The sequence below is a fragment of the Rhizobium sp. BK316 genome, assembly GCF_014193695.1.
GTDB lineage: Bacteria > Pseudomonadota > Alphaproteobacteria > Rhizobiales > Rhizobiaceae > Rhizobium.
This window is the reverse complement of record NZ_JACHZR010000005.1, coordinates 45925-59667: the sequence shown is the minus strand read 5'-3', so window position 1 is coordinate 59667 and position 13743 is coordinate 45925. Positions and strand designations below refer to the sequence as shown.

General features: G+C 58.3%; 10 protein-coding genes and 1 tRNA gene. 6 read left to right on the top strand and 5 right to left on the bottom strand.

Going from position 1 to position 13743, the window contains the following annotated elements:
- Positions 1–120: 120 nt before the first annotated feature.
- Positions 121–1299, top strand: a complete 1179-nt coding sequence (locus FHT87_RS23490) for a phosphoserine transaminase (protein ID WP_183805154.1) — start codon at positions 121–123, stop codon at positions 1297–1299.
- 82 nt (positions 1300–1381) lie between these two features.
- Positions 1382–2977, top strand: a complete 1596-nt coding sequence (gene serA, locus FHT87_RS23485) for a phosphoglycerate dehydrogenase (RefSeq protein WP_183735154.1) — start codon at positions 1382–1384, stop codon at positions 2975–2977.
- A gap of 92 nt (positions 2978–3069) precedes the next feature.
- On the opposite strand, the gene FHT87_RS23480 is transcribed toward serA, so the two are convergent.
- Positions 3070–3288: a hypothetical protein gene (locus FHT87_RS23480; protein WP_183805152.1), complete on the bottom strand. Its 219-nt coding sequence runs from the start codon at positions 3286–3288 to the stop codon at positions 3070–3072.
- Between the two features lie 273 nt (positions 3289–3561).
- Between FHT87_RS23480 and FHT87_RS23475 the strand changes: the two genes are divergently transcribed.
- Positions 3562–5643, top strand: a complete 2082-nt coding sequence (locus FHT87_RS23475) for a bifunctional diguanylate cyclase/phosphodiesterase (protein WP_183805150.1) — start codon at positions 3562–3564, stop codon at positions 5641–5643.
- Between the two features lie 134 nt (positions 5644–5777).
- Here FHT87_RS23475 and FHT87_RS23470 read toward each other — a convergent pair whose 3' ends face one another.
- Positions 5778–6776: a 2-hydroxyacid dehydrogenase gene (locus tag FHT87_RS23470; protein ID WP_183805148.1), complete on the bottom strand. Its 999-nt coding sequence runs from the start codon at positions 6774–6776 to the stop codon at positions 5778–5780.
- 305 nt (positions 6777–7081) lie between these two features.
- On the bottom strand, positions 7082–7960 hold the full coding sequence (locus FHT87_RS23465; protein WP_183805146.1) for a LysR family transcriptional regulator: 879 nt from the start codon (positions 7958–7960) through the stop codon (positions 7082–7084).
- A gap of 106 nt (positions 7961–8066) precedes the next feature.
- Between FHT87_RS23465 and FHT87_RS23460 the strand changes: the two genes are divergently transcribed.
- Positions 8067–9191: a TDT family transporter gene (locus tag FHT87_RS23460; RefSeq protein WP_183805145.1), complete on the top strand. Its 1125-nt coding sequence runs from the start codon at positions 8067–8069 to the stop codon at positions 9189–9191.
- 327 nt (positions 9192–9518) lie between these two features.
- Here the strand turns inward: FHT87_RS23460 and FHT87_RS23455 are convergent, their stop codons facing one another.
- Complete coding sequence (locus tag FHT87_RS23455) at positions 9519–10475, bottom strand: DMT family transporter (RefSeq protein ID WP_183805144.1); 957 nt, start codon at positions 10473–10475, stop codon at positions 9519–9521.
- A 268-nt stretch (positions 10476–10743) separates the two neighbouring features.
- Between FHT87_RS23455 and mnmA the strand changes: the two genes are divergently transcribed.
- Entirely contained in the window at positions 10744–11952 is a 1209-nt protein-coding gene (gene mnmA, locus FHT87_RS23450) for a tRNA 2-thiouridine(34) synthase MnmA (RefSeq protein ID WP_183805143.1), read from the top strand.
- 124 nt (positions 11953–12076) lie between these two features.
- A tRNA-Met gene (locus FHT87_RS23445) sits at positions 12077–12153 on the top strand.
- 163 nt (positions 12154–12316) lie between these two features.
- Here the strand turns inward: FHT87_RS23445 and FHT87_RS23440 are convergent.
- On the bottom strand, positions 12317–13699 hold the full coding sequence (locus tag FHT87_RS23440; RefSeq protein WP_183805142.1) for a hypothetical protein: 1383 nt from the start codon (positions 13697–13699) through the stop codon (positions 12317–12319).
- Between the last annotated feature and the right edge of the window lie 44 nt (positions 13700–13743).

The window sequence follows — 13743 nt, the reverse complement described above, 5'->3', positions numbered from 1 at the left end:
TGCGGCAAAATATCCTCTAGAAACGACGTCAGCCGCTTGACTATGACGGGCTTCGCCCATAAACACGGCGGCGGGACACTCCTCCCCAACGAGGAGCCATCTATCTGGAAGGGTAGCAATATGGCGAATACCGCAAAGCCGGACGTGCGTCCGCAAAACACTCATTTTTCTTCTGGCCCCTGCGCGAAACGTCCTGGTTGGACGCTCGAAGCTCTTTCCGATGCGGCCCTCGGCCGTTCGCACCGTGCGAAAGTCGGCAAGGCCAAGCTGAAGCAGGCCATCGATCTTACCCGCGAAATTCTGGAAGTGCCTGCGGATTACCGCATCGGCATCGTTCCTGCTTCCGATACCGGCGCCGTCGAGATGGCGCTTTGGTCGCTGCTCGGTGAGCGCGGCGTCGACATGGTCGCCTGGGAAAGCTTCGGTGCCGGCTGGGTTACCGACGTCGTCAAGCAGCTGAAGCTGAAGGACGTTCGCAAGATCGAAGCCGGTTACGGCGAACTTCCCGACCTTTCCACTGTCGATTTCGACCGTGACGTGGTCTTTACCTGGAACGGCACAACCTCGGGCGTTCGCGTTCCGAATGCCGATTTCATCCCTGCCGACCGCAAGGGCCTGACGATCTGCGACGCGACGTCTGCCGCCTTCGCGCAGAATCTCGATTTCGCCAAGCTCGATGTCGTCACCTTCTCCTGGCAGAAGGTTCTGGGCGGCGAGGGTGCGCATGGCATCCTCATCCTGTCACCGCGCGCCGTCGAACGTCTCGTCTCCTATCAGCCGGCATGGCCGCTGCCGAAGATCTTCCGCCTGACCTCGGGCGGCAAGCTCATCGAAGGCATCTTCCAGGGCGAGACGATCAATACGCCGTCGATGCTCTGCGTCGAAGATTACATTGATGCGCTTCTCTGGGCCAAGCAGCTTGGCGGCCTCAAGGCCCTGATCGGCCGCGCCGATGCCAATGCCAATGTTATCGCCGATTTCGTCGCCGCAAACGACTGGATCGCCAATCTGGCCGTCAAGCCGGAGATCGAATCCAATACCTCGATCTGCCTGAAGATCGTCGACAAGGATGTGGCTGCTCTCGATGCCGATGGCCAGGCAAATTTCGCCAAGGGCCTCGTCGCTCTCCTCGAAAAGGAAGGTGTCGCTTACGACATCGGCGCTTACCGTGACGCTCCGTCCGGGCTGCGCATCTGGGCGGGTGCTACGATCGAAACTGCAGACATGCAGAAGCTGATGCCGTGGCTCTCCTGGGCTTTTGAAACCCAGAAAGCCGCGCTTTCTCAGGCTGCCGCCTGACGTGATCGCATCCGGCTCCGCCTGATGGCGGAGCCCCGCATTCCGAATTCATTCATCGTTGAACTCTTTGAAGGAGGCCCTCATGGCACCTCGCGTTCTCGTATCCGACGAACTGTCGGAAACTGCCGTCCAGATTTTTCGCGATCGCGGCGTCGAAGTCGATTTCCAGCCGCAGCTCGGCAAGGACAAGGACAAGCTGTTCGAAGTCATCGGCAATTATGATGGTCTCGCCATCCGTTCCGCCACGAAGGTGACGGAGAAGATCATCGAAGCGGCCAAGAACCTCAAGGTCGTCGGCCGTGCCGGTATCGGCGTCGACAATGTCGATATCCCGGCCGCATCGCGCCGTGGTATCATCGTTATGAACACGCCCTTCGGCAACTCGATCACGACTGCCGAACACGCAATCGCCCTGATGTTTGCTGTCGCACGTCAGCTTCCGGCTGCCGACACCTCCACGCAGGCCGGCAAGTGGGAAAAGTCGAAGTTCATGGGGGTCGAAATCACCGGCAAGATACTCGGTGTCATCGGCGCCGGTAATATCGGCTCCATCGTCTGTGCCCGCGCCATTGGCCTGAAGATGCACGTCGTCGCCTATGACCCGTTCCTCTCCAAGGAGCGTGCCGAGGAAATGGGCGTCACCAAGGTCGAGCTCGACGAGCTGCTCGCCCAGGCCGATTTCATCACGCTGCATGTGCCGATGACGGACAAGACGCGCGGAATCCTGAACAAGGAAGCGCTTGCCAAGACGAAGCCCGGCGTTCGCATCATCAACTGCGCCCGCGGCGGTCTCGTCGATGAGGCAGCGCTTGCCGATGCCATCAGGTCCGGCCACGTCGCCGGCGCTGCCTTCGACGTCTTCGAAGTCGAACCCGCCAAGGAAAGCCCGCTCTTCGGCCTGCCGAACGTCGTTTGCACGCCGCATCTCGGCGCTTCGACCACGGAAGCGCAGGAGAACGTCGCTCTGCAGGTAGCCGAGCAGATGGCGGACTACCTCGTCAAGGGTGCGGTTTCGAACGCCATCAACATGCCGTCGATCACGGCTGAGGAGGCGCCGATCCTGAAGCCGTTCATCAAGCTCGCCGATGTTCTCGGCGCCTTCGTCGGTCAGGTCACGGAAGAGCCGATCAAGGAGATCGAGATCCTCTACGACGGCGTCACGGCCAGCATGAACACCCGCGCGCTGACCTCTGCGGTTCTCGCAGGCCTGATCCGCTCGCAGGTTGCCGACGTCAACATGGTTTCGGCGCCGATCATGATCAAGGAAAAAGGTATTATCCTTTCCGAAGTCAAGCGCGACAAGTCGGGCGTCTTCGACGGCTATATCAAGCTGACCGTGACGACGGAATCCATGACGCGCTCGATTGCCGGCACGGTCTTCTCCGACGGCAAGCCGCGCTTCATCCAGATCAAGGGCATCAACCTCGACGCCGATGTCGGCAGCCATATGATCTACATCGCCAATACCGACGTTCCCGGCATGATCGGCTTCATCGGCACGACGCTGGGTGCTGCGGACGTCAACATTGCCAACTTCCAGCTCGGCCGCGACAAGCAGGGCGGCGACGCCATCGCTCTGCTCTATGTCGATGCTGCGGTTGACGATGCCGTTCTGAACAAGTTGACAGCGCATCCGGCGATCCGTCAGGCAAAGCTGCTGGCCTTCAACGTCGACTGAGTTTTCCTCCCAAGGAAGATGTGCAAAACCCGGCGCGGTCTCCGCGTCGGGTTTTTATGTAGGACCCTGGGTGCGCTATCGACTGATGACGTTCAGCGGCGGCTGGCTTCATTGTCATGATGAAGGAAAGCGTCCCGACTCTCATCGAAAAGCCTGAAGAATTCGTCCCAGGAAATATCTTCGACAGCATTTGCCGGCTTGCCGAAATCGATGCGAACCGTACCGCTTCTCATGCGGGCGGGATGGCCGCCGCGTGCCTCGATCCATTCGCGGATTCTGTCGTGATCTGTCATTGCCGATGCGCGCATCATCGCCTCCCTGCAGATGCGGTTGCAATTTCATCATAAGTAACTATTGCGGGATGGATTGGTTCCATCTGAGGGAACGCATTCGCATCCAAACCATGCTTTGGTCTGAACGGCGGAAGCTTTCAACCAAATCGCGATATGAGTGGTGCCGAAGGCTCTCACTGCTTGTTTAACAGGCGTTAGCTCAAAGTTTGAGCCGCCTATGATTGTGATTTTATTTAACTTTCCTGGTTATACTGCTTTCAATATTGGTTCCAATTTCGCGTGAATTTCTCAATGGCCTCGTTTCAGACGATATCCGAGCAGTCCGAAGCTCTTGTTGACGATTTTCGTTCGCTGTTTGCGACGCATCCCTCTCCAATGTGGGTTTACGATCCGGATACGCTTCGCTTCCTAATCGTCAATGATGCTGCGCTTATGCTTTATGGCTACAGCGCAGAGGATTATCAGGGCATGACCGTGCTCGATATCCGCCCCGCTGCCGAACGGGAGCGGATGCTTAGCGCCGTTCATGATCGTACCGACATGGAGAAGGCCGAGCGCTGGACGCATCTGAAGGCCAATGGTGAGGCCATCGAGGTTCTGACTTACGGCCGGGAAGTACGCTTTGAAGGAAGGACTGCGATCCTGGCGATCGTGCAGGACCGCACCGAGGTGAATGCCGCCCACCGCCAGATCACCGATACGCGTTCGCTGCTGGACAGCATCGTCGACAATCTGCCGATCGGCGTCTTCGTGAAGGATATGGAAGAAGATGGCCGCTACATCCTGCTGAACGAGGCGTGCGGCGAGATCATGGGCTTTCGTGCCGGCGACGTGATCGGACATGTGGACCGGGACTTTTTCCCCTCCGAGCAGACCGCCATCTTTCATGAGCAGGATCATGTGGCATTCGCCGCCGGCGAGACGATCAGCTTCGAGGAGACAATGGAGCGGGCCGACGGCGGTCAGCGGATCCTTCGCACCGTCAAGCGTGCCCTGCCGGCGCCTGAAGGGAAGGAGCCACGTTATCTGCTCGGCATCTCGCACGACGTGACGGAGGAGCGCGCAGTGGAAGCAAGGCTTGCGCATCTTGCCATGCATGACTCGCTGACGCGCCTGCCGAACCGCGCCGCCTTCTCCAAGCATATCCACAAGCAGGCCATTACCGCTTCCATCGAAAAACCGGTGGCACTGCTCTACATCGACGTCGACCACTTCAAGACGGTCAATGACAGCAAGGGCCATGCTGCAGGTGATGCGCTTCTCTGCCAAGTGGCGGAGCGTCTGTTGGCGCTCGCCGATGAAGGCGACCTCGTGGCTCGTCTCGGTGGGGACGAATTCGCAGTCGTGCTGCAGCTTGTCGAGCCAGATCGAGCAGAGCGTTTCGCCGACCTGCTGCTCAAGTCACTTGCCAGGGCTTTTGATCTTGACGGCACGCGGGAGCACGTCACCTGCAGCATCGGCATTGCACTGGCTCCTGTCGATACTGGCGAAGCTGACGTGCTGATGCGTCATGCCGATCTTGCGCTCTATGCCGCCAAGGAAAGCGGCCGCTCGACCTATCGTCTCTATGAGCCTGCGATGCGGCTCGAGGCCGAGCGTCGACATCATCTGACCGGCGAATTGCGTGATGCGCTGGAACACGGGCAGTTCGAACTTTATTATCAGCCCATCGTCCAGCTCGAGGATGATGGCATCGGCGGTTTCGAGGCGCTGATCCGCTGGCGGCATCCGGTGCGCGGTCTTGTGCCGCCGATGGAATTCATTCCGCTGGCGGAGGAGACGGGACTAATCGTTCCGATCGGCGACTGGGTCTTGCGGCAGGCCTGCCGCGTCGCAGCTTCCTGGCCGGACCATCTGAAGATCGCGGTCAATCTTTCTGTCAGCCAGTTCCGCCATGCAAGTCTGCTTTCCGGCGTCGTCGGTGCGCTCAATGAGGCGGGACTGCGTCCCGAGCGGCTGGAAATCGAGATCACCGAATCTGTCTTCCTGGCCGATGTGGCGCAGAGCCTGCCGCTGCTTCGGGCGCTGAAAGAACTCGGCGTGCGTATTGCGATCGACGATTTCGGTACGGGCTATTCGTCACTCAGCTATCTGCGCGCCTTCACCTTCGACAAGATCAAGCTCGACCGCAGTTTTGTGTCCGGCATCGAGACGGATCCCGGCAATCTGGCCATCGTGCGGGCCGTGGCCGGTATTGGCTCCGGCTTCAATGCCGTTACTCTTGCCGAGGGCATCGAGACCGAGGAGCAGTTGCAGAAGCTGCGGGCCGAAGGTTTCGGCGAGGTGCAGGGCTATCTTTTCGGCAAGCCCATGCCGCAGCGTGAGGCTGAAGCATTGATCTACGGCCGACAGTTGAAGACAGCGTCAGCCTGAGATCGTGACATGGGATCAGCCTCGGTACGCGGTCCTGATTTATATTGAAAGCTCATTTGCCAGCAAACCAAGAATGCTGTCACATCGGCCCTTCCTGGTTCGTTCGAATTCAGGTTTGGTGTCAGAAGGAGGCTTCATGCCTTCAGAACGGCATTCGGACAGCTTGTCCCATTGACCAGGCAATTCAGGTTTTGAAACGTGACGTCTGCAATCTCGCGCAAGGCCTCGGTGGTAAAAAAGCCCTGATGCCCCGTCACCAGAACATTGGGAAAAGTCATCAGCCGCTGAAAGACGTCGTCATCGATGATATCGGACGACCGATCGTGAAAGAAAAGCGTGCTCTCCTCTTCGTAAACATCAATACCAAGAGCGCCCAAGCGACGGGATTTCAGTGCCAGAATGACCGCGCGCGTATCGATGAGTGCTCCGCGGGACGTATTGATCAGCATTGCGCCAGGTTTCATTAAACCCAGTTTCTCTCTGTTGATCATGTGTCGGTTGTGTTCAAAGAGCGGGCAGTGGAGCGTGACGATATCAGACCGTGCCAGCAGGCTATCCAGATTCACCATTTCGCCTATAGCTGTAAATTCCGGGGAGGGCGTTGGATCGAACCCCAGAATACGGCAGCCAAAACCGTTCATGATTTTTGCGACAGCGAGGCCGATCTTGCCTGTGCCGATGATGCCGACAGTCTTTCCGTGAAGGGTCATACCCAACAGGCCGTTGAGCATGAAATTGCCTTCCCGAACGCGGTTATAGGCGCGATGTGTGTGTCGATTAAGCGTCATGATCAGCGCTACCGTGTGTTCCGCGACGGCCTCCGGAGCATAGGCGGGCACACGCGCGACGAGGAGACCAAGCTTTTGGGCGGCAGCGATATCGACATTGTTGAAGCCTGCGCAACGGAGAAAAACGCCCTTCACACCGAGCCTGTACAACGCCTCAAGGACGGGTGCATTCACGACATCGTTGACGAAGACGCATATGGCATCACAGCCCTGCGCAAAGGCTACCGTCTGCAAGGACAGACTGGCTTCCTGGTAAATCAGGTCGAAGGGCGCCGGTTCACGCCGATTTGCTTCGTCCAGGAAATCCTTGTCGTAGGTATGAGCGCTGAAAACGGCTATTTTCATGGGTAATCCTATCGTCGTGCTTGAGACTGCGTCCGCCTTCAATGAAAAAGCGTGGGACTGCCAGAATGCTTGCGTGTAGGCCCAACCAGCGTCTTCGTTGTCAAGCAAGTGGATACCGAGGCCATCGGATTTCTACAGCTTGTGAGAAGGAGGAAAATAAGGGGACGCCAAGTAACATGGAGGCCTTCCAACTATCGCCCAGGTAAAAGTATACCAGGTTAGACGCTAGCATCTATTACATGATGAAGCCCGTAGCATCGCGTAGCCTCTATCGGCGTGTGCGGCGCTTGCAGTCAGAAAGGGCGTCAGCCTGAGATCATCATATCGAAAGCATCGGCCGCCTTGCTGCGATAGCGCTCTTCGTGACGCAGCAGGAAGAAGGGGCGGGGCAGGGGCGGCATATTCACCTCGGTGAGAAGACCGTTGTGCAACTTCATGGCAACGACGCTGCGCGACATTAGTGTGGCGCCGATGCCAGCTTCGACGACGCCGACGAGCGGTTCGTTTTCCGGCAGCACCATCGCCACATCAAGAGCATCGATATCAAGGCCGGCCTGTTGCAGAAGGCTTTCGAAGGCGAGGCGGGTGCCGGACCCCTGTTCGCGCAGGACCCATTGCGTCTGAGGAAAATCGGCCGGGCTGTGCGGTTTGCCGTCCGACCAGGGATGATCGGGGGCGACGACGACGATCATCTCGTCCAACGCGACCTGTCTTGCCGAAACGCCGCGCCTCTCGCTCGGCCACTCGATAAGGCCCACTTCCACCTCGCCATTGGCAACCGCATCAGACACTTCAGCCGTGTTGCCGATGCGGATTGCCAGTTCGATCCCCGGATAATCCCGCCGGAAATCGGCAAGCCGCGGCGACAACCAATAGCCGCCGATCGTCTGGCTGGCCATGATGGTGAGCTCGCCATGCATGAGCCCGGAAAGGTCCATGAGGGCCGCTTCCGCCGCTTTTGCACTGGCGAGAACGGCCTGTGCTTCCCTGAGGAACAATTGCCCGGTCCGATTCAGTACGATCGAGCGGCCGACGCGGTCGAACAGTGTGACGCTGTGGCGTGTCTCCAGGGCGGCAATTGCGGCGCTGACGGCCGATTGGGTCATGTTCAGATGATTGGCGGCCTTTGTGATGTGCTGATGCGCTGCCACTTCTATGAATATTCTAAGCTGTTCCAGTGTCATGCCGCCTCCAGAATTATTCGATTTTATCGAACAAATAGATAAAAATAAATCGTTGGAATCGATTATTTTACGGCGATAGGAAAGCGGCCAACGAAAGGAATTCGTCATGGCCGTCCTTCATCTATCTCCCTCCGCCCCGGCTGTTCGTCATCGGGCGCGAGTCCTGCGCCACTTCACGCCGAACTGGTTTGCGACGACGATGGGAACCGGTATCCTTGCCGTCTGTCTTGGCCAGTTTCCTGGTTCACCGGCACTCCATGCTGCGGGTGAGGCGTTGTGGCTGGCGAATATTGGGCTGTTTGCGGTTCTGAGCTGCATATATGCGGGAAAGTGGCTGCTGCATCCCGGCGCTGCACTGAGGGCCTTCGACCATCCGGTGGTCTCGATGTTCTTTGGCTGTATACCGATGGGACTTGCGACCATCGTCAACGGCTTCCTGATCTTCGGGCCAGCTCTCGTCGGTGACACTGCCGTTGCTATCGGATCGGAACTGTGGTGGGCGGATGCGGGGCTGGCGGTTCTGGCAGGTCTTGCCATTCCGCTGGTCATGTTCACGCGTCAGCAGCATGCAATCGAGCATATGAGCGCCATCTGGCTTCTGCCGATCGTCGCCTCGGAGGTCACAGCCGCCAGCGGCGGATTATTGGTGCCGCATCTTGCCGAAGGCACGCAGCTTCCGGTGCTCTTTGCAAGTTTCGTGCTGTGGTCCTGCTCGGTGCCACTCGCTCTCGGCATTCTCATCATCCTCTTCCTGCGTATGGCCCTGCACAAGCTGCCGCCGGCCGGCATGGCGGCAACGAGCTTCCTGGCGCTTGGCCCTGTTGGTACCGGTGCGCTTGGTCTCGCTCTGTTTTCCGTCAATGGTGAGCAAGCTCTCGCTGCGGGCGGGCTCGGTGCATTGGCTCCGGCAATTTCGGGTGCGGCTCTGCTGGGTGCCGTCCTGTTATGGGGCTATGGCCTCTGGTGGCTCGGTTTGGCGGTCGCGATCACCATCAACCACCTGCGGCAGGGCTTGCCCTTCAATCTCGGCTGGTGGGGGTATACTTTCCCGATCGGTGTCTATGCCGTCGCGACGCTGCGACTTTCCAGCATTTTCCCGCTACCGGCACTTGCTGGTTTCGGGGAAGTTCTGGTCGCAGCCCTTGCCGCAATCTGGATCGTCGTCGCCTTCCGCACGTGCTGCGGCGCCTATGATGGTTCGCTCTTTGTGGATCCCAGCCTAGAGGGCTGATGGTCTATTGCCTACACAACTTTCTCAATCATTCGTTATTTTGAGAATGCCAGTCAGCATTGCATACTCTCTGCGGGGCTGGAAAAGGAGGATGCACATGAAACGCTACACACTGTCGATGATCGGGCTGGCGCTCATGGCGGCCATCATCGCCAACCCGGGTATCGCACTTGCCTGCAACAAATTGATCGGCGCCTGAGCCGGTAATATCCACCTCTTTCTTGAAGGCGCAGTTCCGGCTGCGTCTTTTTTGATGCCTTTTCCGTTCCCATGCTGCGCTGCGCCCCAACTGGGTCTGCGCATCAGGCGCGAGGCAGTGAAATAGGCCTATCGCGTCGGGGCTTCTCCGTCGCCTTCCACTGGCGTCGTTGCGATCGGCGACTGTGCGTCGCCGGAGGCAACGGCTGCAGGCAAGGGGACCTGGCGCTTGCGTTCGCGGATCAGCGTCAGCAGGCCCGAGCAGATGATGAGCACGATGCCGAAAGCCATCGGCAGATCGACGCTGTCGTTGAAGAAGAGATAACCGAAGGCGATCGCCCAGATCATCTGGCTGTATTGCGGTGTCGCGACCAGCGTTGCAGGGGCGAGCCGCGCGGCAGTCATCAGCATCACGTTACCGGCTGCGCCGAGCAGGCCGTAGCTCGCAAGGAACAGCCATTGCTGCGGGCTTGGCACGACTACCTGCGAGAGCATGAGCAGGCCGCTGACAACAAGGGTGCCGAGCAGCGAGGCGCCATAAAGCGAGAGGCGCTTTTCGGCCGGGCCGAGTTTGCGAAGGATGACGATGGCAACGGCGGCGGCGATCGCGCCGATGGTCGCCGCCAGATGGCCGACGGACAGTTCGCGGAAACCCGGCCTGAGAACCACGAGCACACCCAGGAAGCCGACGATGACGGCGGCCCAGCGCTGCCAGCGCACATCTTCCTTCAAAAAGATGACCGAGAGGATGGTGACGAAGGACGGCAGCAGAAACAGCAGGCAGAAAGCCTCCGCCATCGGCAGCTTGGTGAAAGTGATGATGGAGGCGATTGCACCGGTCGCGCCAGCCGCAAAGCGCACCATCCAGAGCGGCCGGTTCGTCGTCCTGAAAATGTCGAGCCATGAATCTCCTCGTCCTTTGATGAAAGGCAGCGCAGCAAGGCTGAGGATCGCACCGGTGAAGGCGACCTGGAAGGAGGGAACCGTGCCGTGCAGGGCCTTGATGGATGCATCGCTGAAGGCAAAGACGGCATAGGCCGCAAATGCGACAAGGACGCCACGAAGCGTGGTGGAGGCGGCTGTCATTTATCCGAATCTACAAAAAGGTGGGTCATTTCATCTACGGGATGAAATGTGGCCGATCAAAGGTCGATTGCGAATAGCTGCAATGCGTGACCCGCGCATGACGCCGCCGGCAAGGCCCCGAAAAGCCGGCCCTTGCGCGGAGACGCAATAGTTTCTATATCCGTCGCCCATGCAAGCTGGCGGCCGATCCCGCCGGACATACAGGAAATCCGCCACATTCCGACGTGAGAAAAGGCGGATCGAAACAGCATAGAATTTGGCAGCACCCGTGAACACACTGGATTTTGACAAGAAGCCGGAAGACACCCGTGTCGTCGTCGCCATGTCCGGCGGCGTTGACAGTTCCGTCGTGGCCGGGCTTCTCAAACGCCAGGGCTATGATGTGTTGGGCATCACGCTGCAGCTTTACGATCATGGCGCAGCGGTCCACCGCGCCGGTTCCTGCTGCGCAGGTCAGGATATCGACGATGCGCGCCGCGTTTGCGAAACGCTTGGCATTCCGCATTATGTGCTCGATTACGAGAAGCGTTTTCGCGAGACCGTCATCAATCCCTTCGCGGAAAGCTATGTCGCCGGCGAAACGCCGATCCCTTGCGTTGCCTGCAACCAGACGGTCAAGTTCGCCGATCTTCTGGCGACTGCTAAGGAGCTTGGTGCCGATGCGCTGGCAACCGGCCACTATATCCGCTCGCGCCGGAACCCTTCTTCCTGCAATCCCGGCCGCCGCGCGCTCTATCGCCCGGCCGATGCCGATCGTGACCAGAGCTATTTCCTCTTCGCCACGACCCAGGAGCAGATCGACTATCTGCGCTTTCCGCTGGGTGGATTGCCGAAGTCGGAAACCCGCAGGCTGGCCGAAGAGATGGGTCTCGTCGTCGCCAAGAAGGCCGACAGCCAGGACATCTGTTTCGTGCCGCAGGGCAAATATTCCGATATCATCACCAAGCTGAAGCCGAATTCGGCCTTGGCAGGCGATATCGTGCATCTGGACGGCCGTATCCTCGGCCAGCACGAGGGTATCCTGCATTATACGATCGGCCAGCGCCGCGGCATCGGCGTCGCCACCGGCGAGCCGCTCTATGTCGTTTATCTCGATGCCCGTTCGCGCCGCGTCATCGTCGGCCCCAAGGAAGCGTTGGAAACGCATCGCGTCTACCTGCGCGACGTCAACTGGCTGGGTGACGAGACGCTTCAGGTCGCAGCCTCAGGCGAAGGCTTTGCCTGCTATGCCAAGGTGCGCTCCACCCGTGCGCCGGCGCCTGCCGTGCTGCATATCGATGCGAGCGGCATCTATGTCGACCTGACGGTTGGCGAGGCTGGCATTGCGCCCGGGCAGGCCTGTGCGCTTTATTCGGCGCCCGGCGACGACGCCCGCGTCTTCGGCGGCGGCTTCATCGAGCGTTCCGAGCGCGAGCCGGCTGCGGAAGCCTCTCTGAAGGCTCTGCTTTCCCATCATGCCATGGCCGGAAACGGCTAAGAACAGGGCTGCGGAAAGCCACCGTTTTTCTCCATCATGTGCTTGACACAAAGCGGAAGCGCACCTTATAAGCCGCACATCCCACGAACCGGAAGCGCTTCGCGAACGGTATCGTTTGACCAGTGGCGGAGTAGCTCAGTAGGTCAGAGCAGAGGAATCATAATCCTTGTGTCGGGGGTTCAAATCCCTCCTCCGCTACCAAAAGTTTCATAATGAAAACAGCGGCTTATCGAAAGATAGGCCGCTTTTTCTTCGTCGCGTCATGTTGCATCGCAGTTCCGGAAATTTCTACGCATTTCCAATGGGTTCGTGAAAATGCGCGCTGGTCCATGCGACATGAAGTGCGACACAGAATGCCGCTACCTCATTCGGTCTTTGGCGCTAGGGCGGCGGTAATCTCAGCATAGGCTTCATCGAAAATTCGATTGGCATCAGGGAGCAAAACGGTACGCTCGATCGCATCAACTAACGTTTCGCGCGTACAAACGCGAGCTCCCGATTTTTCTGCAGGCTCAATCTCAGCAACTACCTGGTCTCGGGGTAGCGTCGTGACAATGAGCGGCAACACTCGAATATGTCCGTATCCGCTTGCCGTCAGCGTCTCTTTAACTCGTGCTGCTCGACCGATGAGGGTCGCAAGCTTGTTCTCGGTTTTCAGCATTCCCATCGTGACTTCAACTACAACGTAATCGCCCCGAGGCGTTGTAGCGATTAGGTCAGGCGCTTCTTGAAGCTTGGATAAGAAGCCGATCCAGTTGGGATTGAAGCCCAATAGCCACAGAAGCCAAGCCACCGCCCCCTCCGTATCGCGGCTTTGACCTCCTTTAGCGCTTGTTCGAAGCAGCAATTCAGTCATCACCTGAAGACCGGGATCTGACACCTCAAAAGTTGATCTACGATCATTTTGTCCATGTTTCGGATCAACGATGTAACCATGATGGAGTGCTTCGCCATCGAAAGATGCGAAGCACTGAATGATCGATCCGACGGCAACATTCAGGTGGCCGCGGCCCCTATCTAGTCCAACGTCTTCATGCCAATTGAGCGCATTACCCGCGAAGCTTCCTCTCGCAGTTATTTCTCTTTTGTTGTTGAAGACCCGATAACCGAGCTTCACGAGCTCGTGCGGAGTTCCCGCTGACGTAACAACTCCGATTTCTGCGTCTTCGCCGTTGATGGCGCACGCGAAATCGACTTCCAAGACCGGTTGTATGACGGCGTCGAATGCTGTCTCCTGGCCAGGCGTGCCAAGTCGGAATTGAAGTAGCAATTCATCAAGACTGTCATAGGGTTCGTCCGCGCCCCGCAGTTCCCAATCTATCAATGGCCGAGAGCAAAGTTCGCCCATCGTCGCGCCACTGATTGTGAGGACTGCCAGCCGGCCTTGATTGGCGGCGGGATGAAAAGGTTGGATGTTTATTGGTCGCGCTCCGCCGTTATTCGCAGCGAATGCTAATGTCCCTTTCGGTGTGACAAAGTCCCCCTTGTGAACGGAGCGTATGAAGTCGATCGGCGAAAGGCCTGTCTCCGGCAAGCTAAACCGACCTGCGACTACAGTCCGACTTTCATAGAAGGAAGTTTCGGGCGGAGTGCCGCCCTCCAAGAACAATCGTGCCTGAATGACCTGGAATTTCTCATTTATCTTGACGGCGCAGAAATGGACCATCGCTAGCGGAAGTCCGCGGGCCGTCCGTTTTAGAATATTCTCGAATTCGTCAATTTTCCGGTCGTTATATGCTCCGCTCATTGCCTACCCCGCAATCATTCGTTGCGATTTTGTACTGCTTTTGA